The 21,363-nt window shown below is 68.4% G+C and carries 26 protein-coding genes and 3 pseudogenes; 15 read left to right on the top strand and 14 right to left on the bottom strand.

Features of this window, described 5'->3' with window-relative positions; translation table 11 throughout:
• The 4 genes from xdhC (at position 1) to ACWD35_RS34905 (ending at position 3,053) form a co-directional block, all read left to right on the top strand.
• Complete coding sequence (xdhC, locus tag ACWD35_RS34920; protein WP_451355363.1) at positions 1–810, top strand: xanthine dehydrogenase accessory protein XdhC; 810 nt, start codon at positions 1–3, stop codon at positions 808–810.
• A 290-nt stretch (positions 811–1,100) separates the two neighbouring features.
• Positions 1,101–1,469: a hypothetical protein gene (locus ACWD35_RS34915; protein ID WP_451355362.1), complete on the top strand. Its 369-nt coding sequence runs from the start codon at positions 1,101–1,103 to the stop codon at positions 1,467–1,469.
• Positions 1,438–2,043 (top strand): GyrI-like domain-containing protein, encoded by a 606-nt coding sequence (locus tag ACWD35_RS34910; protein ID WP_451355361.1) that lies wholly within the window; start codon positions 1,438–1,440, stop codon positions 2,041–2,043. The genes ACWD35_RS34915 and ACWD35_RS34910 overlap by 32 nt, the downstream gene beginning before the upstream one ends.
• Positions 2,040–3,053 (top strand): BtrH N-terminal domain-containing protein, encoded by a 1,014-nt coding sequence (locus ACWD35_RS34905; protein ID WP_451355360.1) that lies wholly within the window; start codon positions 2,040–2,042, stop codon positions 3,051–3,053. Before ACWD35_RS34910 ends, ACWD35_RS34905 begins: the two co-directional genes overlap by 4 nt.
• Positions 3,054–3,071: 18 nt before the next feature.
• Here ACWD35_RS34905 and ACWD35_RS34900 read toward each other — a convergent pair.
• Together ACWD35_RS34900 and ACWD35_RS34895 are read right to left on the bottom strand one after the other, a co-directional pair.
• A pseudogene (locus ACWD35_RS34900) lies at positions 3,072–3,251 on the bottom strand (transposase); the annotation flags it as partial.
• Complete coding sequence (locus ACWD35_RS34895; RefSeq protein ID WP_451355405.1) at positions 3,212–3,364, bottom strand: hypothetical protein; 153 nt, start codon at positions 3,362–3,364, stop codon at positions 3,212–3,214. The pseudogene ACWD35_RS34900 and the gene ACWD35_RS34895, both read right to left, overlap by 40 nt.
• A 191-nt stretch (positions 3,365–3,555) precedes the next feature.
• On the opposite strand from ACWD35_RS34895, the gene ACWD35_RS34890 reads away from it, so the two are divergent.
• Positions 3,556–3,759 (top strand): cold-shock protein, encoded by a 204-nt coding sequence (locus ACWD35_RS34890; RefSeq protein WP_037751662.1) that lies wholly within the window; start codon positions 3,556–3,558, stop codon positions 3,757–3,759.
• 654 nt (positions 3,760–4,413) lie between these two features.
• On the opposite strand, the gene ACWD35_RS34885 is transcribed toward ACWD35_RS34890, so the two are convergent.
• Together ACWD35_RS34885 and ACWD35_RS34880 are read right to left on the bottom strand one after the other, a co-directional pair.
• Positions 4,414–5,253 carry a calcium-binding protein gene (locus ACWD35_RS34885; RefSeq protein WP_451355359.1) on the bottom strand — a complete coding sequence of 280 codons (840 nt, stop codon included), beginning with the start codon at positions 5,251–5,253 and terminating at the stop codon, positions 4,414–4,416.
• A 527-nt stretch (positions 5,254–5,780) separates the two neighbouring features.
• Entirely contained in the window at positions 5,781–6,047 is a 267-nt protein-coding gene (locus ACWD35_RS34880; RefSeq protein ID WP_451355358.1) for a hypothetical protein, read from the bottom strand.
• Positions 6,048–6,566: 519 nt separating this feature from the next.
• On the opposite strand from ACWD35_RS34880, the gene ACWD35_RS34875 reads away from it, so the two are divergent.
• Complete coding sequence (locus ACWD35_RS34875; protein ID WP_451355357.1) at positions 6,567–6,722, top strand: hypothetical protein; 156 nt, start codon at positions 6,567–6,569, stop codon at positions 6,720–6,722.
• 468 nt (positions 6,723–7,190) lie between these two features.
• Here ACWD35_RS34875 and ACWD35_RS34870 read toward each other — a convergent pair whose 3' ends face one another.
• The 3 genes and pseudogenes from ACWD35_RS34870 to ACWD35_RS34860 all read right to left on the bottom strand — a co-directional run.
• Entirely contained in the window at positions 7,191–7,676 is a 486-nt protein-coding gene (locus tag ACWD35_RS34870) for a 2'-5' RNA ligase family protein (protein ID WP_451355356.1), read from the bottom strand.
• A 151-nt stretch (positions 7,677–7,827) separates the two neighbouring features.
• Complete coding sequence (locus ACWD35_RS34865) at positions 7,828–8,085, bottom strand: hypothetical protein (protein ID WP_451355355.1); 258 nt, start codon at positions 8,083–8,085, stop codon at positions 7,828–7,830.
• Positions 8,076–8,534, bottom strand: a pseudogene (locus tag ACWD35_RS34860) (WD40 repeat domain-containing protein); the annotation flags it as partial. The pseudogene ACWD35_RS34860 and the gene ACWD35_RS34865, both read right to left, overlap by 10 nt.
• A 291-nt stretch (positions 8,535–8,825) precedes the next feature.
• Here ACWD35_RS34860 and ACWD35_RS34855 point away from each other — a divergent pair.
• The 3 genes from ACWD35_RS34855 (at position 8,826) to ACWD35_RS34845 (ending at position 10,489) form a co-directional block, all read left to right on the top strand.
• The gene (locus ACWD35_RS34855; protein WP_451355354.1) at positions 8,826–9,476 is read left to right on the top strand and encodes a DUF721 domain-containing protein; all 651 of its coding nucleotides are present in this window, start codon (positions 8,826–8,828) and stop codon (positions 9,474–9,476) included.
• A gap of 75 nt (positions 9,477–9,551) precedes the next feature.
• Entirely contained in the window at positions 9,552–9,761 is a 210-nt protein-coding gene (locus tag ACWD35_RS34850; protein ID WP_451355353.1) for a hypothetical protein, read from the top strand.
• Complete coding sequence (locus ACWD35_RS34845; RefSeq protein WP_451355352.1) at positions 9,758–10,489, top strand: restriction endonuclease; 732 nt, start codon at positions 9,758–9,760, stop codon at positions 10,487–10,489. The genes ACWD35_RS34850 and ACWD35_RS34845 overlap by 4 nt, the downstream gene beginning before the upstream one ends.
• Before the next feature lie 221 nt (positions 10,490–10,710).
• On the opposite strand, the gene ACWD35_RS34840 is transcribed toward ACWD35_RS34845, so the two are convergent.
• Positions 10,711–10,899, bottom strand: coding sequence for a hypothetical protein (locus tag ACWD35_RS34840; protein ID WP_451355351.1), 189 nt, complete (start codon positions 10,897–10,899; stop codon positions 10,711–10,713).
• Positions 10,900–10,974: 75 nt separating this feature from the next.
• On the opposite strand from ACWD35_RS34840, the gene ACWD35_RS34835 reads away from it, so the two are divergent.
• Positions 10,975–11,397: a hypothetical protein gene (locus tag ACWD35_RS34835; protein ID WP_451355350.1), complete on the top strand. Its 423-nt coding sequence runs from the start codon at positions 10,975–10,977 to the stop codon at positions 11,395–11,397.
• A gap of 316 nt (positions 11,398–11,713) precedes the next feature.
• On the opposite strand, the gene ACWD35_RS34830 is transcribed toward ACWD35_RS34835, so the two are convergent.
• The 5 genes from ACWD35_RS34830 to ACWD35_RS34810 all read right to left on the bottom strand — a co-directional run bounded on the left by ACWD35_RS34830 (position 11,714) and on the right by ACWD35_RS34810 (position 17,207).
• Positions 11,714–11,998, bottom strand: a complete 285-nt coding sequence (locus ACWD35_RS34830) for a hypothetical protein (RefSeq protein ID WP_451355349.1) — start codon at positions 11,996–11,998, stop codon at positions 11,714–11,716.
• A gap of 288 nt (positions 11,999–12,286) precedes the next feature.
• Positions 12,287–14,746 (bottom strand): FtsX-like permease family protein, encoded by a 2,460-nt coding sequence (locus tag ACWD35_RS34825; protein ID WP_451355348.1) that lies wholly within the window; start codon positions 14,744–14,746, stop codon positions 12,287–12,289.
• Complete coding sequence (locus ACWD35_RS34820) at positions 14,740–15,462, bottom strand: ABC transporter ATP-binding protein (protein WP_451355347.1); 723 nt, start codon at positions 15,460–15,462, stop codon at positions 14,740–14,742. Before ACWD35_RS34820 ends, ACWD35_RS34825 begins: the two co-directional genes overlap by 7 nt.
• A gap of 1,057 nt (positions 15,463–16,519) precedes the next feature.
• On the bottom strand, positions 16,520–16,717 hold the full coding sequence (locus ACWD35_RS34815; protein WP_451355346.1) for an EF-hand domain-containing protein: 198 nt from the start codon (positions 16,715–16,717) through the stop codon (positions 16,520–16,522).
• 136 nt (positions 16,718–16,853) lie between these two features.
• The gene (locus tag ACWD35_RS34810) at positions 16,854–17,207 is read right to left on the bottom strand and encodes a hypothetical protein (protein ID WP_451355345.1); all 354 of its coding nucleotides are present in this window, start codon (positions 17,205–17,207) and stop codon (positions 16,854–16,856) included.
• 765 nt (positions 17,208–17,972) lie between these two features.
• Here ACWD35_RS34810 and ACWD35_RS34805 point away from each other — a divergent pair.
• The 4 genes and pseudogenes from ACWD35_RS34805 to ACWD35_RS34790 form a co-directional block, all read left to right on the top strand.
• Positions 17,973–19,166: a M6 family metalloprotease domain-containing protein gene (locus ACWD35_RS34805; RefSeq protein ID WP_451355344.1), complete on the top strand. Its 1,194-nt coding sequence runs from the start codon at positions 17,973–17,975 to the stop codon at positions 19,164–19,166.
• Positions 19,167–19,373: 207 nt separating this feature from the next.
• On the top strand, positions 19,374–19,610 hold the full coding sequence (locus ACWD35_RS34800) for a hypothetical protein (protein ID WP_451355343.1): 237 nt from the start codon (positions 19,374–19,376) through the stop codon (positions 19,608–19,610).
• Positions 19,611–19,668: 58 nt separating this feature from the next.
• Positions 19,669–20,115: a hypothetical protein gene (locus ACWD35_RS34795; RefSeq protein ID WP_451355342.1), complete on the top strand. Its 447-nt coding sequence runs from the start codon at positions 19,669–19,671 to the stop codon at positions 20,113–20,115.
• Positions 20,040–20,396, top strand: a pseudogene (locus ACWD35_RS34790) (transposase family protein); the annotation flags it as partial. The gene ACWD35_RS34795 and the pseudogene ACWD35_RS34790, both read left to right, overlap by 76 nt.
• Before the next feature lie 156 nt (positions 20,397–20,552).
• On the opposite strand, the gene ACWD35_RS34785 reads toward ACWD35_RS34790, so the two are convergent.
• Positions 20,553–20,921, bottom strand: a complete 369-nt coding sequence (locus tag ACWD35_RS34785) for a VOC family protein (protein WP_451355341.1) — start codon at positions 20,919–20,921, stop codon at positions 20,553–20,555.
• A 144-nt stretch (positions 20,922–21,065) separates the two neighbouring features.
• Here ACWD35_RS34785 and ACWD35_RS34780 point away from each other — a divergent pair, with 144 nt between their 5' ends.
• The gene (locus tag ACWD35_RS34780) at positions 21,066–21,329 is read left to right on the top strand and encodes a hypothetical protein (protein WP_451355340.1); all 264 of its coding nucleotides are present in this window, start codon (positions 21,066–21,068) and stop codon (positions 21,327–21,329) included.
• Positions 21,330–21,363 lie beyond the last annotated feature (34 nt).

The raw sequence follows: 21,363 nt of genomic DNA, 5'->3' as shown, positions 1-21,363 counted from the left end.
ATGACGTGGATCGCCGCGGTCGCACGGTTGCGGGCACTCCGGGAGTCCGGTGTGCTCGTGACCGTCGCGACCGTGCGCGGTCATGCCCCGCGCGACGCCGGCGCGAAACTCGTCGTGGGGGAGACCGAGACATGGGGCTCGATCGGTGGCGGCAATGTCGAGGCCGTCGCGATCGATCGGGCCCGGGAGATGATCGCCGCGTCCAAGCCGGAGCCGGAGCTGATCGATTTCGCCCTGAACGACAAGGTGACCAACCAGCACGGCGTGCAGTGCTGCGGCGGTACGGTCTCGGTGCTGCTCGAACCGCTGCCGGTGGTAAGGGCGGTGGCGATCTTCGGCGTCGGGCACGTCGGGCTGGAACTGGCGCGCATCCTGGCACGTCAGGACCTCGACCTCCACCTGATCGACACGCGCTCCGACGTCCTCACCGAGGAGCGGCTCGACGTGCTGGCAGACGCGGTGGCGCAGGTGCATGTGCACCACACGCCGCTGTTGCCCGAGGAGGTGCTGGAAGAGTTGCCGCGCGGCACCCACATCCTGATCATGACCCATGATCATGCCGAGGACGCCGCTCTGTGCGACGCCGCCTTGCGCACCACCCATCTCGGCTCCATCGGGCTGATCGGGTCGGCAGCCAAGTGGGTGCGGTTCCGCAAACGCCTCGCCACCGAGGGCGGTCACGACCAGGCCACCATCGACCGGATCAAGACCCCGATCGGGCTGCCCGACATCACCGGCAAGGAACCCGCGACAATCGCCCTGAGCGTCGCCGCCGATTTGCTGCGCACCTTCGAAACCGAGAAGAACTGACTCTCCAATCGGACCGACAGGGTGCCCCGCGCTCATGCGAACGAACATATGCGAGGCACCCTTTCGGCGTAACCGTGTCCGTCACCGCAGCACAGGCATCGGCCCTGAGTGTGGCCGCTGGCTACAGATCACCCGCACAGCGCTGTCCCGTGGCTTTATGTGGATCGGCCGGTGGCGGGTCGACGGGCAGCTGGCGGATCTGAAGCAGCGGCTGGAAGCCGCGGGTGACCTTCCGGAGGCGGAAGTGCCGGGCGTCGGCTGACTCTTCCTGTGGCCGAGAGCTTCGACACGTGTTCGACACCGTCACCCGCGAAAGTCCGGTGACAGCCGCACAGCCCCGGGGCGCCGCTGCTTTCGTGTCGGTGGGCGCGGTGTACGACCAGGCTCTCCACCTGGTACGACAGCTCGCTCACGGCGGCGTCGGGGCGCGGATGGTAACGGCCCGCGCAGACGGACAGGTTGACGATGAGATGGGCCCGCCAGTCCGGCCCGAGGCCACGGACTCCGACGAGCATCAGCTCGCGCTGCTGCTGGCGCTGAAGTCGTACCAGCGCATGGGCTGCTTCCCGAAGGCGTACGACGTACTGGACCATCGCCCTGCTGCGCGAGATGGATCTTCCCCTGCCCGTGATCGCCCAGGCACTGGCTGCCGGGCCTGAGCGCAGGGCAGGGATCCTGCGTGCTGAGCGGGATCGGCTGGCCGAGCGGATCAGCAGGGACCAGGCCCGGCTGGAGATGCTGGAGCGGCTGGCAGAAAGCGGTCTGCCCGGCTATGAGGTGACGCTGGGCAGGGAGCCGGAGCGTCGGCTGGCGGTGGTGCGAGCGATCTGCACCCCAGCGGAGATCGGAACCAGGTTCGAGGAGTGCGCAGGTCGACTGCTGCCCGCGCTCGGCAAGACGGGAATCGCATGGGAGCCGCCGCTGTGGGGGCTGTACCCGCTGGACCTGGAAGAGCGGATGGAGATCGCCGTCGGAGCGCAGACCTCGCAGGAGGAAGGCATGCCCGGCCTGGAATTCGAGGTGCTGTCCGGCGGACTCGTTGCCGAGACCATGCACATCGGGTCCTACGCGCAACTGCCTTTGGCCTACAACGCGCTCTTCGCCGCCATCCATGAGCACGGACTGCGCCCGCAAGCGCCCGTACGCGAGGCGTATCTCGTCGGACCGGCAGAGGCACCGCAAGAAGAACTGATGACCCGACTGATCATCCCTGTCCAGGAGAGCATGGCATGACCACGGTAATAGACATCGATGCCCGCGGTACACGGCACTGCGAGACGACAGCCCTGGGGGTGCTACTGCGGCACCAAGGACTTGATCTGTCCGAGCCCATGCTGTTCGGTCTCGGCTCCGGTCTGTCCTTCATCTACTGGGACGGCAAGAACATGGACTTTCCCTTCCTCGGGGGACGGGTCAAGCCTTTCGACCTCACCAGCAACCTGGCCACCAGGCTCGGGCTGGAGCTCCTGATCCAGGAGACCACCTCCCCGCGCAAGGCATGGGACAACGTGGCAGCCTCTATTGATGCCGGCCACCCCGTCGGACTCCAGCTCGACAGCTACTACCTGGACTACTTCAGCTCGAAGGTCCACTTCGGCGGCCACGTCGTCGCCATGTACGGCTACGACGACCACAACGCCTACCTGGTGGACACCGAACAGCAAGGCGGAGCGGTCTCCACCAGCCTGACCAGCCTCGCCCAGGCCAGGGCCGCGCGTGGCCCGATGACTGCCAAGCACCGGTCTTTCGCTCTCACCGCTCCAAGAAACCTGCCCTCCCCACACGGACAGATCGTCCCCGCTATCACCGCCTGCGCCGACGCCTTCCTCAACCCGCCCATCGCCAACCTCGGCCTCCGCGGCATCGAGAAGGCCGGCAAGCTGGTATGCACATGGCTCCAGCGCACCGACAACCCACAGCGAGACCTGCCACAGGCCGCCCGGTTGATGGAGATGGCCGGCACCGGCGGCGCCCTGTTCCGCAACCTTTACCGCGACTTCCTCGCCGAATGCACCGATCTGCTCGACAACAGCCACCTACGCACCGGCCACACGCTGTACGCCGAGGCAGCCACCCTGTGGACGGAAGTAGCAGCACTGATCAAGAAGGCTGGTGAATCGGGCGATGCGCAGTGCCTCGTCCAGGCCGGCTCGGTCTTCGGCGATCTCTCACGTATAGAGCGCGAGGCCATGCAAGCGCTGACCTGCCTGGGGAGTGAGACCGCAAGCATGATCCAGCCCTGACAGGCTTCAAGAAACCGGGTCTGGTGCATAGGCCGGCAGGAAGTAGCAGGTGATCCAGTCGTGGGTGTCGATGAACTCCCGTAGCCGGGCGTCTTTGTGCACGTTGAGGTTGTCCCGGACGAGCACGATCGGCGCGCCGAGCTGTTGATGGGCGGCGATCAGCAGGTCGCGGTAATCGGTCCAGGTGAACCGCCGTTGACGTTGACCTTCTCCAGGCCCTGTTCGAAGACCCGGGCCCAGCTCAACACCACGGAAGCGAGGTCGTCGACCATCTCGCCCAGCCGGGAGGACTCGGCGGTGATGCGTTCCACGCGCCTGTAGGCCCGTGGCACCGGCCAAGGCAGCTGCGGGAGCTGTCCTCGACGTGTAGCGTCGCTGCCAGATGCCGTGGTTCGTACTGCCCGCGCGTGAGTGCGGGCGCTTTGCTGTGTAGTGCCGAGCCAGGGCGATCACCTCTGGGACCGCGCGGTGCGGTTCCTGACAGCGACTGAGAGGCACCAGCATGGCCAGCGGAACCGTCAAGTGGTTCAACGCCGAAAAGGGCTTCGGCTTCATCGCCCAGGACGGCGGCGGACCGGACGTCTTCGCTCACTACTCCAACATCAACGCGTCCGGCTTCCGCGAGCTGCAGGAAGGCCAGGCAGTCACCTTCGACATCACCCAGGGCCAGAAGGGCCCGCAGGCGGAGAACATCACCCCCGCCTGAGTCCGGACGTCATCCGGGCCCGGGGCAAGCGCTTCTGGGCCCGGATGAGATGGCGCGCACACGGATCAGCCAGCGTTTGAACGCCGCAGCCGCAGCCGCAGCCGCAACCCGCGGACCGGTCGCCGCCACAAGACGCCGACCACTGGTGGCACCAATATCTCGTGCTCGGGCCCGAAGGTGACTTCGTCCCGCCGACGGCATGGATGCACCTCGCCATCGATACCACCCCTGGGGTCCTGCGCCAGGCCGTGGAGCGCCTCAAGGTCGATGACGTCCCCGGCGCATTCCACCACCCCGACCACCGATCGCCGACCAGATCGAAGAACGCGTCGACGCCTGCTGCAAGCGGCCGGAGGCGTCTCCGGGAAGGGAGTCGAGAAGCCGGCCACAGCCGGGGCACACGCCGGGAGCCTGCCAATGGGGTGGCCCCGCGTAACGCGCGAAGAAGACGCGGGGCCGAACGACTTCAGCGGGAGGCAGTGCCGCCAGTTCGGTCGGCCCGAAAGGATGCAAGAGCGGCTCGCGCTGGCACACCCGCACAGACGGTGCGCTCCCACTTACGCGAGGAGGTGGGGGCGCACCACCGTGACGGGTCCTGGGGTCGCCGCCGTGATGGCGGCGACCGCCACGGCGGCGGCCACCGCTACAGGTCGGTCAGAGGACGTCGACGAAGTCGCCGGTGGCGGTGGCGGTGGTGGTCGTGGAGGTACCGGCGAAGAAGTAACGCCAGTAGCCGTCCGACGAAGCCATCGCCGTGGCCTTCAGTTTTCCGTAGCTGTCAGTGGTGAGCGTCTTGACGGTCGTGTACGTGGACGCCCCCTTCTTGCAGAACTGGAGCTTCACCTGCTGCCCGGCGTATCCGTGATAGCCGCCGGACGTCTCCCAGTCCACGCGCGAGAGCTTGCCGGTGATGGTCAGCGCCTTCCCCTTGGTCACCGGCTCGGGAGCCGCATCGGCCGTCAGGGTGGTGTCGCGTAGGACGGCCACCGACTTGGCCGCGCTCAGGGCGACGTGTCCCGCGCGGTCCGCGGATTCGGCCCAGGCAGCCAGCTTCCAGGTTCCTGCGAGGGAGTTCCGGCCAAGGCTCCAGCGCGGCTCGATGTAGGCGAACTGCGCTTCGCAGGTCGACGTCGTCGTGGTGACCTTCGTGCAGGCTGCCGGCCAGGTGCCGTAGAGGACGGCGTCCGGGGTGTCGTACGAGCCCTTGTACAGATACATGTCGCCGCTCGCGATCCCCGAGGGGTCGGTGGCGGTGAACTTCGCCTTGAACGATTGCAGCGGCTCGTCGGTCAGCCCCACCGGGTTGCCCCCATTGACCACGACGTTCGAAATGCGGGTCGCGCCCACCACCTCGTCGTCGTGCGGCGCTGGTCCCGCGAACGCCAGGACGATGGGTGACCGCGCGGATCGCCGAAGACCGGCCGGGACTACCAGGACTGGCCGACTGCGCCCGCCGAACCAGCGCACCAGGGCCACGGTGCTGACCGTCCACACCGCACGGACAGAACCTGATGTGACACAACGCCACACGGCCATACTCGGGAGTCGGCTGCGAGGGCGGGACCGGCGTGCTGATTGGCTGGATGGTCAGCATCATCCTCATCTGTTGCGGCACCGCCCGCCGGTTGGCACGAGGAATCCATGGCGGGGGGGCGGGCAACTCCGCGCTGGCCAGCGCGCACCGTGTGATACCGCACTGGTCGCTGAGGGGGACAGGCAACGGGACACACCGACGCGTACCCGCCTCGGGCCCTGGACCGTCCGTCTCGCCCCACACCCCTGTGACCAGGCAGCTCGCCAGGCTCAGCGATCCGCTTCGGGGGTTCGTTCCGGGCGTGAAGCCGACAGGACCGGGCGTGTGGTGATCACGGAAGCCCACAATCACCATCTTGCCTACGGCGCTGTGTCGCGCGTAGGAGATCAGATCCTGCCTGTCGGAAGCGTCGACCAGGGACGCGCACTGGCGACGTCGGCGCCGATGCCGTAGCCGGGGCCGTCGTGCATACAGCGCTGAAGACTGTTCAGCTGGGCAGGTTGCGGGCTTCCTCGATCTCCCTGCGGAGCTGAGCCTCGCGCTCTGTCCTGCGGGTCTTCGCACGCAGGATGCGCTCGGGGTCGCTGTTGTACCAGAACCCGAAGGTGGCGATCGAGAACAGGGCAACCACAGGTATGTATGGGACGTACCAGTGGCCGGTCCTCAGCTTGTGAGTGACGACGAGCGTGATGGTGCAAAGCACAGGCATGGTGAACCACTGCAGCATCAGCTTCGGTCTGGGTCTAGGCGACATACGCGCCACTGTACGGGGCCCTCGGAGACGGTGCTCCGAGGGCCTACCTACCAGTCGGAAGCGTCGACCAGGGACGCTTCTCCCCGTTCGCGCTCCAACCACCACCAGCACAGATAACTCACAGTAGAGATGCACAACGGCTTCTCACCTCGTCGCAGTCGGAGGAGGTGTTGCGTCGGCGCTTCGCTGCCGTGACTGCGGCCGGGCTGGCTCGAGGGCAGGGTCCCGAGCTGAACCAGATCGGGTTCGTGGCGGCGTCGGCGGAACTGGCAGGCCTGGACGGTTGGCGGGCGATCACCGCGAAGGTGACGGCCACGACGGACCCCTCCCGGCACCTCGCGCAGAACCTCACGCCAGTCGGCGCTCGGAAGCCACACCTTCCCGATGAGGTGTGCAGTCCACTGGATGATGCCGTCCCGAGTCCGCAGCTTGACCGACGCCGTAACCATGCCCGAACGCCAACGGCACAGAGTGGAACAGAGCCCTGAACTGGGGCCGTTGTCCCGCCAAGAGCAGTTGATGGCTCTCCTGCATGCGTGCATGGTGCCCGAGCGCGTGCGGGACGACTGGGTGCAGGCGTGGAAGCTCTTCCGCGTCCAGCTCAGCGCACTGGACACCGGCTGGACCGGATGTCCCAACCGATGCCCCCGAAAGCTGTCCAGCACCTGCGCCTGAACCGGCCGTACCCGACGGCTGGCGCGTTCGGTGTGCGAGCCGCCGTGCCGTGCCGGGACGGCCTGGCCGAGGAGGTGGTCGGCTGGCAGAAGGGGCTGGGCATCCCTCCGTCAGGTAACCGGCTCCTTTACCGGGACCTGGGGCGCTGTGCCGCGCCTTCGCTCCAAGGGCCACAGGGAACCTTTGCATCCCGCAGCCCACACATCGCATGCGGACAGCCCGCGTGCCCGACCCCCGAGGGGAATTGCTCGTGTCCATACTCGCCCTGCTGGTTGTGCTGCTGTTGGTCCTGGTTGGCCTGCTGGCGGGTGCCGCGTCGAGCAACGCCGCGTCGAAGGACGAACTCGCCAACGAGGCCCTGGTGCCGCAGCAGGCAACGTCGTCGACCGCCTCACCTTCAATGGCACCATCATCGAGACCGGCACCGACTCCTACCGGCTGGCCAGCACCCGAGTCCGCAGGGCCCGTTCATTCAAGGAGTGCGAACGACGCCCGCTCTTGCCACTTCGCACCGTCATGCACCATGAGGTCAACTGACGCGACCCGGGACGTGAAGGGGAGTCTGCCGAGCAGGTCAGCCTCAATCTCATCCAGAACTGCATCCTCCTGACCGTCAGCGACGGTCAGGTGGGGCACGATCTCGGTGAATTGGCCCCCATAGGGAGGGGCTTCGGGCCACCGGTCAGCGATCACCTCAGTGAGCAGCCGCAACTGCGCGTCTGGCTCCGGAGCGAGATACAGCACTCCCGGAAACCGCCCCCAGCTCTCAATCCGCAGCTCAAAGGCATGATGACTGCCGAGCAGATCAGTGAGAGTCGAGTAGACACGCGCATCTATTCGGCTCTCGTCGAGGAACGGGAAAAGCACCGTGACATGTGCTGGTACTCCTGCTTGGGCTGACGGATCGAACCGTTCACGCCATGCGCGGACGGCTGGCTCCGCGTCCGTGATCATGAGCGATCCGAGGCACGAAACAAGCGGGGCGCCGACGGCGCCGGACCGGTATCCGCTGTACCGATGTTCCAACTACCTCCCGTCGGTGCGGCGTGGCGCACTGCCGGGTGATCTCTGTGTGAGTGCTCGTTGCCCTCTTCCAGCTCTGCTCTCACTTGCCCGGGCAGACGGGGCTGCGCGCCTGACCTGGCAGGTAGTCGGACTGTTCCTGCGGCGTCAGATCACGATGCACGGCTCGACAGATCATCTGTATCGCCTCGTATGGGTCGGGCAGGGATACTTCCCATAGCCGCGCCGTACGATCATCGCTGCCAGTTGCCAAGGTGTGCCCGTCGGGCTGAAGGCCACTGACTCGATGGTGCTGGTGCCGGTGAATTGCGCGCGAGCGTGTCCCGTGGTCACATCCCACAAGCGCGTCGTGCCGTCGTCGTAACCGGAGGCCAAGGTGTCCCCGTCTGGACTGAAAGCCACCGAGTACACGTTGCTGTGTCCGCCGGGGAGGGTGAACCGGCGCCGACCGGAGGCCGTGTCCCAAAGCTGAGTCGTGCCGTCCGAGTTGCCCGTGGCGAGGATCTGCCCGTCACGGGTGAAGGCCACGGATGCCACAGCGCTGCCCGGGCGATGCGGGAGGACCGGGCGACTCGGGAGGACGATGCGGGTATGGAGTGTGCTTACGTCCCACAGGCCCGTCGTTCCGTCATCCTCCCGGCCTTCACCGGCCCGTCGAATTCCGGCGCCGCCTCGATCAGCACCGAGCCCCCACCGTCCAGCGGAATCCGGGCGATTCCTTCCACGTGCCGCTCGCCCCTCCCACGATCCCAGCCCTGCCCCGTCCTCAGGCCGACCGAGAGCCAACATAGCGGAGGGGAGCTCCTCCTTGAGGAGGAGTCGTGCATCCCTGGCATCGGCTTGGGGGCTTGTGACTGTCTGTGACGAATACGTCCCTTGGTGACTGAGAACTCGCGACACGCGGGCCGTTGACGCCGCCCGGGAGCGCACTGCCGAGTACCTGCTGGCGGCGCGGCTGGAGCAGCTGCGCGAGCAAGCGGCGGTGCGCACCGAGCAGGCCGCGCCCGCACCGTGGTCGGCTCGGCTGACCGAGCTGGCCGCGCGTCCGCTGGACGGTGAGACGGCCGGGGCGGTGATCGCGTGAGCGGCGAGCTGAGCGGGGTCGACCTCGCGCGCCAGGCCCTGGTCGCGGCCCGGGAGGCGGCGAAGAAGAACGGCGGTGCCCGCAGGGAGAAGCCGAAGCGGCGTACCGGTGTGGTGGTGCGCCGGGACGGCCGTGAGCCGCTCGGGCTGGGCACCGCGATCACGATGATGATGACTGAGTGCGGCATGGTCGCCCCGGCCGCCGGCGGTAGAGTCCTCGCCCAGTTCGGCGACGTCCCCGCCGCGGCTGAGCCCGAGTTCGCCGGTCACGTCCAGGCCGTGGCGTTCGACGCGGACACCGGCCGCTTGGACGTCGTCCCTGACGTTCCCGCGTATGGCACGAAGCTGCGCTGGAGCCCGGCGAAGCTGTTCGACGCGGCCAACACGAAGGTGTCCGACACGAACGTGCGCACCCTGAAAGTCCTGCCGCCCGCCTTCGGGAAGGCCGACCCCACGGCGGCCGCCGTCCCGGACCCGCAGCCGACCGCGCCCACTGTGCTGGCACCGCGCGCCGCCCCGCCCAGGCGGTGGAGCGGCAGAACCGGGCGATGCGCGAGCTGTCCTGCCGCGCGTTCCCCGAGCGCGGTATTCAGACAGGTCCGATTGCATTTATGCCATTCGGCTACAACCTGCCTCCAACATCACTGAGGCGCGGCTACACAAGAAGGCTGGGGCGGTGTCCTGCCGTCCCCGTGGGTCCGGTCGTTGGGGAGGTCTGGACGGTTGCTGACCATCGACGTGGCGGTGCTGCTCGCGGTCATCGTGTTCTTCAGGCTGCGGCGGCGCACGCAGGCCCGCAGCCGCTCCGACGAGCAGCTGACCGTCGTCATCGTCCTGGCGCTGGGCGTCCTGATCGCACCCACTCCGGCAGGCCAGGGAATCCTGAACATCGTGGGGCAGCTCGCGAGCGGCGTCACGGAGGCCAGCCGATGAGTCCCCGTGCACGCAGGGGCCGGACGCCGGCGACCAGGCGCCTGCCGGTGCGACGGCGTACGCGCAGGCCAGGTAAGCGGCGGCAGCGCGCGGATGACCGGTTGATCGGTCTTCTCGTGGCCGTGGTCCTGGCCGTCGCCCTGGTGGTGGCCGTCGTCAACTGGCTGCTGACTCACTGGTGGGTCGTGGTCGTCATCGGGGCGCTCGGGGTGCTGGCCGGCGGTGGCTGGCTCTACCAGAAGCGGCAAGGCGCGCAGTGGGAAGCGGTCCGCGCGCAGGGCCTGCGGTACGGGCTGGCCCAGCTGGACGCCCTGCACCACTCCCAGTTCGAGGACGCGGTGCGCGATCTGATGCGCCGTGACGGCTGCCAGGACGCGGTCCGCGTCGGAGGCGGCGGGGACCTGGGTGCCGACGTGAAGGCCACCGACCCCTACGGACGGCGCTGGGTGATCCAGTGCAAACACAGGCGCAACGGCCTGGCCGGCTCCGCAGTGGGCACGCCGGACCTTCAGGTCCTCAACGGCACCGCCCGCCAGGTTCACGGCGCCGACGTCGCGGTGATCGTGACGAACGGCCGGGTGACCGCACCGGCCGCGGCTTTCGCCAAGCAGCAGCGGCTGCACGTGGTCGACCGTCACACCCTCGGAGTGTGGGCGTCCGGCTCCCGTCCCTTGTGGGAGCTGCTCCGGGCCATCCCGCCGCCTCGCCGACCCACTGCCCTCTCCTGAGCAGCCGCGGCCCGGGGCTGCCCCACAGCTGTCTCCTCGCCCAGCGGGCGCCGACAGAGTCGTATGCGACCTGGCAGCCGAAAGGCGGAGCAGCCTCATCCGTCAGGGCGACCAATCCGTGACTGAGGACGACGCCAGCTGCCTGCAGCTTGCCACCGCGGCGGGGTCAGTCAGTTGCTGTGCGATGTAGATGGTGGGGGGGGGGTGCAGCTGTCGGCTCCTTAGGTGTGTGCCGGGTCGGCGGCGTGGATGAGTTGGCGGAGTGCGCCGTAGTAGACGTCGTGGTCGACGGTGGCGGGCAGGATCGTGGCGAGGTGCCCGGTCAGGACCGGGAACTCGTCGGCGGCACCCTCGCCGCCGTCAGCGTCCCCGGCTTCCTGGAGGCCCTCACCTGACAGGCCGCACTCCATGCGCTGGACCGGCTGCCCACAGCCGACTACGACCGGCAGCGGGTACCGACCCGGATCGCCCGGTTCGGGCCTGCGATGGACGACTACCGCAACCAGGACGGGCGGCTGGATGCCGGACCGTACTGGCGTGCTGCGGAGGCGGCGCGGGCGGCCTGGCACCGGGCCGGGTTACGCCCGGACCCGGTCGCCGTCGCGATGGCCCGGCTGGGGTCGGCCTGGGGTGCTGCGGTGGCGCCGGCCATGATCGGCGGCCGGGCGGTCTTCGGCGGCACGCTCAGGGAGATCAACGCCGGCGCGCTGATTCACTACGACGACATCAACCGGGAGTTCGCTTTCGGCCTGTTCGACCAGGACGTCGTCGCCCAGCTCGCCTTCAACGTCTGGGTCGCGGTTCCAGTGGCGGGCAGGGCGACCACCGTGTGGCGTCACCGCTGGGAGCCGGCCGACGAGCAGCACCGCGAGGCCTACGGGTACCCGCCCGCCGCGGTCGCTTGGTGACGGGCTGCTGTTCAACCCTGCCAACTTCCACGCGGTCGAGCCGAACCCGGGCGGGCGCCGGATCGCTTGGAAGATCACCGGGAATCTCACACCTCAGGACGGGAGATCCATACCAGGCGGTCCAAGTCTCCGCAGGTCAGCGAAATCCGTCGGTTGCCCACCTGCGGCAGACATTCGCGTTGGAGGGCCGCCGCCTACAACTGGATTCGTCACGCCCGCGGCATCACTGCCCGGAGGGAAATACTCCCGCGCCCGAGCCTGAACGCCCGGGAGCGTGCGCTCTTACGGGCAGTCAGGCTGGGGCGCGGGGCTGGGCTCAGTTGGTGCAGGTGTCGAGCATCGCGGACAGTGTGGACTTCTCGTTGTCGGTGGTGGTCAGCTTCCAGACGGACTTGATGTGGGTGTGGTCCTTGGCGTAGGTGCACCAGATGGCGTGGTTGGTGGGCTTCCAGTCGGCCGGCCCGCTGTCGGACTTCGACGAGTTGGACGACCTTCGAGGTCGTTGCCGAGGGCACGGTGGCCAGTACGCGGCGGGTGGCCGTGGGCGAAGGCGTACTTTCTCTACCGGAGTCCGGAACTGGGCACCCGGATCGAACGGCACCGTGCCAAGGGCGGGGCGACCCCGGCGGTGCCCGTAGAGCCTCCTGGTGACTCGTCCACCTCAGCCGCCGTAAGGGCCCTCAGCGCCCGTCTCACCCGACAGCAGCAGGTTCACCACGAAGAGGTCGAGAGGCTCCGGAAGGCCCTTGAGGCGGCTCACGGCGAGAACCTCGATCTGCATAGGCGCCTGGCCGCCCACCACGAGGCCGACTGAGACTCCAAAACCTGCCCCAGGGCAGCCCTCCCTGGGACTCGGGACGTCAGGGTCGGAGTTGTTCCTTGCTGTGTGCTATTCGCGGATACCCGCGGCCTCGATCGCCCGGTGGCGGGTCGCACGCCAGGTCGCGCCGGATGCGGTTGCGACGGCGACGAGGGCGCAGATCGCGACGGTCCCCCAGATCTGGGTCCACGGGATCACTGTCGGCGCTCCGGTCACGAGCTTGCTCAGCGAGGCGTGCTGGGTCACCGCGGCGAGCACGGTTGCCACGGCGCCGAGCACGGCGCCCACGATCACTGCCACGGCCGACTCGGCCGCACAGACTCTCACGATCTGCCCGCGCACGGTACCGGCGAGCCCGAGCAGGGCGAACTCCCGCCGCCGCCCGGCCATCGCCATGACCAGCGTGTTGGCGACCGCGATCAGCGCGTAGGCCAGCGCAATCCCCAGGATCACCACCGCCGCGTTGTTCGTCTGTCGCGCGGCCTGCGAACGCTCGGCCCCGAGGTAGGCGTCGTACGTCATTATGTGCGCCCCCGAGCCGGCCAGTGCCCGGTTCACCGCGGCCGTCTGCGCAGTGTCGAGTTTCCTGCCGGTGCCGGTCGCGGAGTCGAGGTAGACCTGACTCGTCGTCAGTGCGCGGGTCAGCGCGGAGGACACATAGGTGTCGTCGCCGTGCAGGCCGCGGGCGACGACGGCCGCGATGACCGTCGGGACCCGGCGGCCGGTCGGCAGCAGGGCGACCAGGTGGTCCCCCACCGAGAGGTTGTCGGACTCGGCCGCGTGCTGGTCGATGACCAGGAAGTTCTCGGGCAGCGAGGCGAGGGATCCGGAGAGCACGGGCGGGCTGACCGTGTCGCCCAGCGCCTTCGCGGGCACCGCGTTCGTCGTCAGCGAGTCGATCTGTTCACCTCTGGCGGTGCCGATCCGGACGTTCATCGTGGCGACCGGGGTGACGCGGACGCCGGGCACGGCCTCCAGGCGGGCGAGTGTCGTGGCGCCGATCCCCAGGTTGCCGCCGGGCAGGGCCACGGCCGCCGCGTGGATCTCCTGCCGCTGCCGGGCGAGCACCGCGGCGTCACCGGATTTCTGCATGGTCAGCAGCGTGCCGACCAAGCCGACGGCCACCACGATCGGCGCCACGGTGGCGGCCGTGCGGCGCCGGGAGGTGAGGATGTTCTCGCGCACCAGCAGCGGGCCGGCCTTGGCGGAGCCGCGCAGCGGACCGATCAGCAGCCTGGTGACCGGACGCAACAGGAACGGGGACAGCAGAGTGACCGCGCCGACGTAGAGAACCGGCACCGCCTCGTACTTGCGTACGGTGGCCGCGAGGTACGGCGTGGTCCGGGAGATCTCGATCCCCACGATGACCGCCGCGGCCAGCATCCCGATCCCCAGCAGCCAGCGGACCGGCGTCATCCCGCGGCGCTCCACCGCGCTCTCGCGCAGTACCTCGACCGGCCGGATGAGGGATACGCGCAGCAGGGTCGCGGCCGAGCCGGCCAGTGCCGCGAACACGCCGATGACGAAGGAGATCAGCAACGGCACGACATCGAACGGGATGGTGAACCACGACGGGGCGACGCCGTGGTCGAGCATCCAGGAGCGCAGCGGTACGGTCCCGAGCGGCGCGAGCACGCATCCGGTGATCGCAGCGGCCAGGCCGATCAGCAGGGCCTCGCCGAGCACCATGCGCCGCACCTGCCCGGGCGCGGCGCCAACCAGCCGCAGCAGCGCCAGTTCGCGGCGGCGCTGCTCGGTGGCGAAGGCGAAGGTCGCGATGACGACGAAGACCGCGACGCACACGGCCAGTCCGGTCGTACTGCCCGCCATGGCCTGGGCGTTGGCCAGTTCCGCGGACCCGCCGGTGTCATCGGGATCGATCCGGGTCAGGTCGTCGCCGGTGAGGACCACGGCGCGAGCGCCCACGAGCGAGGACAGCCTGCTCTGGTCCTGGCTGGTCACGAGGGCGTTGACACCGGGGGACAGGCGCGCCGCCTCCGCGTCGCTGAAGAAGACCGCGTTCTCGAACCATAGTGCGCCGGTGAAGCCCACCACCTGGTAGCGGCGGACGCCGTCGCCCGTGGACACCTCGGTCTGACGGCCGATCAGCGCCGTGGAGCCGCCGCCCACGACGATCTCGTCCGCCGCGCGCGGTGCGCGCCCGGCCACCAGGCGGTAGCCCGCGTAGGAGGCCGAGGACCAGGGGTGGCCGGTGGTGTCCGAGGAGCCGGTGGCGAGCTGGACGGGGAAGCTGCGGTCGGGCGTGGCATGCCCCGCCGCGGTCACCTTCGCGATCACATCCGCCGGGAGGACGGCGGGCGCCTCCATCGGGTCTCCGTCGAAGCCCAGCGGCGCGACCACGGCCGAGGCGTCCTTGAACCGCTGCGGATCCGGGTGCGGCGTGCCGAAGGTGGCCGCGAGGGTCAGCGTCATCATGCCGATCATCGTCGTACCGAGCGCGAGAGCGACGAAGGCGCCCACGAACCCCATCAGACGGTGGCGCAGGGTGGCTGCGGCGATCTTCAGCACGGCTGCGTCCCGATCCCGCCGGGCTCCAGCGCGGCCATCCGCAGGGCAACGGACTCTGCCGTCGGCTCGGCCAGTTCACCTGTCACCTGACCGTCGGCGAGGAAGACCACGCGCTGCGCGTACGAGGCGGCCACCGGGTCGTGCGTCACCATGACCACCGTCTGCCCGTGCTCCTCCACGACACCGCGCAGCAGCGCCAGGACATCGCGCGCACTGCGTGAGTCCAGCGCGCCGGTCGGCTCGTCCGCGAAGATCACCTTCGGCCGGGTCACCAGGGCACGGGCGATGGCGACCCGCTGCTGCTGGCCGCCGGAGAGCTCGGCGGGCCGGTGCCCGCCACGCTCGCCGAGGCCGACCTCGGCAAGCCCCCGGTCGATCACGGCCGCGTCGAACTCGCGCCCGGACAGCCGCAGCGGCAGCTCCACGTTCTGCCGTGCGGTCAGCGCCGGGATGAGGTTGAAGGACTGGAAGATGAAGCCCATCTGGTCGCGGCGCAGCCCGGTCAGGGCGCGCTCGGAGAGCTTGTGCAGCGGTACGCCGTCGAGGAGGACCTGGCCCGAGTCGACCCGGTCGAGGCCCGCCGCGCACTGCAGCAGCGTCGACTTGCCCGAACCCGACGGGCCCATGATGGCGGTGAAGGTGCCAGTGAGGAAGGACAGACTGACCCTGGCCAGAGCAGTGATGCGATTGTCGCTACTGCCGTACGTCTTTTGCACGCCGGACAGACGGATGACCTCACGATCGCTCGCCGCACCGACGGAGGCCAGGCTCGAAGCCGGGACCTGTCCGGGAGAAGCTGACGTAGCTGAACTCTTGTTCCGGAACACTCTTTCGCCTTCCCCCGGGGGCTTCGTCCGGGGCGATCGGGCCCCGCTGCGCCGACGCTAGAGCCGTATGCGATTCAGGCACCTCCGGGCTGCCCCTGATATCGCCCCTGAGGAATCCCTGACCGGACAGGGCAGCGGCCTGCGGTGTGACGCTGCAGCTCGCTGACGCGGCCGAAGGCCGGGGGTCATGACTCCATGGACTCAGTGGCATGCAAGCGGTATGTCGCTGACGGTGGTGTCGTCGTAGACGGAGTGCCAGGAGCCGCTTGCCGACTGGCAGTGGTCGGGTTGTCCTGGACGTTCTTCCCATCGCGTGCGAGGACGTCCTGGCGGGTGGCGCAGCCGTCCGGTTGGGTGGACCAGATGTCGAACTTGTCGCGGGCATAGCCGTGCATCGAATGCGGCGTAGCCACGATAAGCGCGGCCAGCTCACTGCGGGCAGTCGAGGTGCTGGACCGGTATTTGCAGGTGGTTGCCGATCACATCGACACAGGTGGGCGACGACGGATCCGCTGCGGGAGCCGCACAGCGTGCGGCAGGTGCGGTGACGAATACGGTGGGCAGGGTGATCGTCGGGACGATGACCGGAAGCGTCGGCGTGACGAGCGGCGGCTCGGGCCTCGACCGTCTCCCTGCCGGCCGCCGGCCGCATTGACGGCGTGGTACGGCAGTATGCCCGGGTCACCTCGCGAGGGGCTTCGAACAGCTCACGGCCCTGCCCCGGCCGAAAGGACAGCTGACCTGGGTCGGCAAACCGCACGACCAGCAAACCCTGTCCGCCCGCGCCGATCTCAAGGGCTGCTCACCCGCGGCGGGTTAAGAGGTCGCTGCAGACCACCGCACAAACGGCAGGCAGCCCAGTAGCCATCTGTCGGTGGGTGCCGGCAGGCACCCACCGACAGATGGAGTAACGCTGCTTACGAGGGGAGTTGTCCGTGTGAGCGGGTCAGCGGACGAACCGGCTGTATTCGTCGAAGTCGATGCGGCGGTCGCCGTTTTCGTCGGCCATCTGGACGATGGTGGTGATGTGCTCGTCGCTGATGCGGTTGTTGCCGTTCAGGGATGCCTTGAGTTCGTCAGCGGTGATGTAGCCATCGTTGTCGGTGTCGATCGCGTTGAACTGTTCGCGCTTGCTGGCGGTCATGATGGATGTCCTTTCGGGAGGAGCCGGGGTGTTGCGCATGCCTGCCCCTGACCGGCGGCTGCGAAGGCGTGTGCCCGTGCGTACCGCGGCTGTGCCATCCGGGCGGTACAGGGTCAGGTCGTACAGGGGGTCCTGTTCAGGAGAAGACGACAGATCGTAGGAGGAGGCGGTCGGATGCGCCCGCGCCCGGAGGCAGGGTGAAATAGGTGTCGCCTTCGCAGTCGGCGTTGAGGAAGACGGTGGCCGTGGCGTCCGTGTGGTTCTTGGGCGCCCTTGGGGCTGTTCCGGGTGCGGAGCCCGGCCCGGAGAGGTTGATGCACGTGCCGCCGGCGGGGTTGTTCAGGAACCCGACGGCCTCGTATCCCTCGGCGGTGGTGTAGGTGTAGCGGAACTGGCCGGTCGCTGCAGAGGCTGCGCCAGGTACAGCCAGAAGCAGGACGAAGGCACTGCAGGCAGCACCGACGGCCGCCGTGACGGAACGAAGAGACACAGGGATTTCTCTCTGTCGGTTACCGGTGCGTCAGTGCCAGCGATGCCCCGAAAGCTACGGGATAAGCGCATTGTCCCCCGAACGGGAATGCCGAATCGTTTCCCTTTCGGGCAGGTAGCCCACAGCATCGCGGCCACCGAGCAGCGCTTGCACACAAGGTGACGGCCAGGGCGAGGGCCCGCGAGCGTGAGTGGGAGCGGCCCGAACATTCGCGACGGGCGTAGGCCCTGCGAAGGCGCGGGCGTTCCTGAGCCAGACGCCGATCTTGTGGCCCCGGTGGGTGGCGTCGGTGGGGGCGAGCAGGTGCCCGTTCTGGGCGGCCCATCCTCGCGAGGCCGCCAGGCCCCTCTTCCCACGCGGTGTAGTAGTCGGACCAGGCCATGCCGAGCTTCTCCAGCTGCTCAATGAGCCTGTCACCCATGTTGCCGCGAGCGTGGAAGCGGCGAGTGTCGGCGATCCACTGCCCCAGCGGGAAGGAGGCGAGGGAGGCTGGCCACTCCTCGGCCTCCGCCGTTAACGGGACAGCCCGTTGAGCGGCAGGTCGGGATGGTTCGCGATTGGATGGTCACGGCGGCCAAGGAGCGCAACGCACTGGACAGCGCGGACAACGCCACGCGACCGGGGTCGCCGCGCCCTTCGGGTTGAATGATTCGCCCGTCTGGGCGAGTGTCCCGCACCTGCCACGCCATCTGTAGAAAGCTCTCCGGTGGCAGCTGATGGCACGACAGCCGCCACCAATTCCCCCACTCCCGATAGGCATGCCCCATGCGCTTCTCAACCCAACGAATGCGGCGCGCTCTCCTCTCCTCCGCCCTGTGCACCCTGCTGGCTCTGCTCGCCGTGACCGCCGCCCCCGGCCAGCGGGCCCACGCCTTCAACGGAAGCACCTCGCAGTGTGCGCTGCGGGGGCGAGGAACTGAGCTGAACGAAGGCCAGAACACCGACTACACCCAGTACCAGAACCCCGTCGGCACCAAGAACGTCGGCGTGGTGTACGTGGACTTCCCCGACACGCCCGGCGCCGGCGCCGTTGCCGACTACTACAACCTCCTGTCCCCGGCAGCCGAGTGGATGCGGAACGCCTCGTACGGCAAGACCTCGCTGAACATGCGATCGGTGTTGAACCGGTGGATCCGGATGCCGTCCAGCTCCGGCTCCTACGGATTCGGCAATCTCACCTACCAGCAGCACACCCGGTACGTGACCGACGCACTCCGGGCCGCAGCCAACGCCGGCGCCAGCCTGGCCGGGTACGACCTGTTCTACATCGTCCCGACCAACCACTCCCGGATCGGCCACTCCTCCGCATGGTTCTGGACCCCTTCCAACCCGATCGTCATCAACGGCACCAGGATCCGTTTGGCGGCGACGTTCGGTACGGACATGTGGTATTGGGGTTTCAAGGTAGCCGACCACGAGACCTTGCACCTCTTCGGAGCGCCCGATCTGTACGCCTTCAGCGGTGATCAGTTCCAGTACACCGGCGGCTGGGACCTCATGGGCCACATCACCGGCCGGGGCCCGCAGTATTTCGGCTGGGAATCGTGGAAGTTCGGGTGGATCGGTGACAACCAGGTCGTCTGTGTGTTCCAGCCCAGGACCCAGAACACCATCGCGTTGAACGGGGTCGAGTACACCGGCGGTCACAAGCTCCTGGTGGTCAAAACCGGCCCCACGACTGCCTACGTCGCCGAGGCCCGCCGCAAGGCACACAACGACGCCAACGCCTGCTCCACCGGCGTCCTCATCTACAAGGTCGACACCTCCACCGCGACCGGCCGGGGACCGATCCGGGTCGTGTCCAACCCCAAGGCCGCGGCGCCGCCGGCAGGCTGCAGCACGCTGGACATGGCCACCTGGCAGCCGGGCCAGACCTTCTACGACTCCACCACCAACGTCCAGTTCACCGTCCGGTCCGCCGCCGATCACAACAGCACGGTGAACGCCATCAAATGGTGACCTGAAGCACCGACTGTTCTGACCGTCGGATGGTCTCATCCGCGGGTCGGCCTCGATCTTCCATGAGGGTCCGCCAGCAAGCTGACGGACCCTCATGGAAGCTGCGCCATCTTGAAGTGGCTGGTCAGGGTGCTGGGTGTGATGTCGTTTCGGGGTGCTCGTGCTGGTCGTGGGCGGCAGTCTGGGGTGTAGATCGTCTGGCAGGGGATGAGCGAGCAACTCGCCGACGAGCGCACGGAGGCCGGGTCGCCGGTGGTCCAGGTGGCAGGTCGGGCGGTGCGGCAGGCCGCCGGCCCGGTCTCCACCCGGCAGATCGGCGAGGTGCTGGGCTTGGACACCGGGGTACGGGGCAAGCTGGAGCCGTTGCGCGGGAAGCCCACGAAGCTGGCCGACCGCGGCTGGCTGCACAAACGACCCGACGGGAAGTTCACCACCCGCCCGTGAACGGTCCGCACGGCGATCGGGGCGTAACCAAGGTGCCCCCGGCGGCTGTTGGAATTGTGTGACGAAAACCAAAGAGCACGCCGGGGACACCGTGTCCCTGGTCTACCAGTGCCGCCTGCCGCTGTCCACGCACACCATGCACTACCTCACCGACCTCCTGCGACGCCATCTCAAAGCGATACGGTCGAGGTGGCGGGCGCTGCCGCCCGCGAGGATCACGGTGATCGTCTTGGCCGTGCTGCGGCACGATCAGCGCCTGGCCGACATGGCCGGCGGCAACGACATCTCCGCCACCACCATCCGGTGCTGGCGCGACGAGCTGATCCACCTGCTGGCCGCGAAGGCCCCTCGCCTGGACCACGCCCTGAAGAAGATCGCCCGGCGGGGCGGCGAGGTCGTCCTGATCGACGGCACCCTCATCCTCACCCAGTGGCGTACCGGAGAGGCGAACCGCCCGAACTACTTCGGCTGCATCGCCGCCACGGCCTGCACGTCCTCGCGCTGACCGACGAGCGGGGCCGTCTGGTGTGGATATCGGCCGCCCGGCTCGGCCGCACCCACGACATCACCGCCGCCCGCCGCGACCGCATCCTGGCCCACCTGCGTGCTGCCGGCCTCGGCGCCGTGGCCGACCTGGGCTTCCTCGGCCTGGACGACGACGGGGACGATCCCGTGGTCGTCACCGGCTCCAAGGCCACCCGCGCACGCAGGCTCGCATCCGCCGAGAAGGAGGCCAACCGGGTCCTGGCCGTCGGACGCGTCCCCGTCGAACGCGGTTTTGCCCACCTGAAGAACTGGCGGATCCTCACCAAGCTCCGTACTGACCCCGCCCGCGCCACCCACCTGTTTCGCGCTGCTCGTCCTGACGAACATCGAGGCCACTACCGACAATTGGTCTCTACCGCAGGTAGCCCACGATCAGCACATGCCCCCGGAACAGCGTCACCGGGCCGGGATCGGCTGAGTGAGGTTCACCGGATTGCCGTCGGGGTCCTGGATGTGGGCGACGCGCTGTCCCCACGGCATGTCGTTGGGGCCGCTGCGGACCGAGCCGCCCAGCGCCGCCACCCGGCCGAGCGTCTCGTCGACGTCGTCGACACCGATGCTGAGCAGGATCCGCGACGCCGCGCCAGTCTCCGGGTTCGCCTTGGCCACCAGCCCGAGGTCGGTGTCGCCGATGCGCAAGCCGAGGTAGAAGGCCGGGCCTTCGGCCGGTACCCGGAAGATCTCCTCAGCGCCGAACAATTTCGTATAGAAGCCGAGCAGAACGTCCTGGTCGGCAGTCACGATCACTGGCTGGATGGTGGACATGGCACTCCTGTCGAGAACGGTCGTGTCGCTGGGTAGACCGTTCGAGGACGGTGAACTCATCGGCAAAACCACCCCGCCGGACGATCGGGACGACTGCTGTTCCTGCGGCTCCAGTTGCTCCAGTTCTCCCCGATCCTCGTTCCAGTGGCGATAGCGGGCCTGCGCCGGCTGCTCCGCGATGACGAGCTGCGCTGGGCCCGGCCGCTGGCGCTCGCCTACCCGGCGCTCTGCATCCTGGTGCTCCTCGGCGGCGGCAAGCCGTACTACCCGCTCCCGCTGCTGCTCGCCGTGACGGCGGCCAGCTGCGAACCCGTCGTCCACGCGCAGGGCAGAGCTGGACACGTCGACCTGTCAGGCAAGGTCACCGGGCAGTGGCCTCCCTCGCCCGGGCACCTGTCACTGCTATGAGAATGGGGTGGTGTCACACCGTGTGGATCAGGGA

This window comes from Streptomyces sp. NPDC002671, from assembly GCF_053592475.1.
This window is presented reverse-complemented; position numbering and strand designations above follow the sequence as displayed.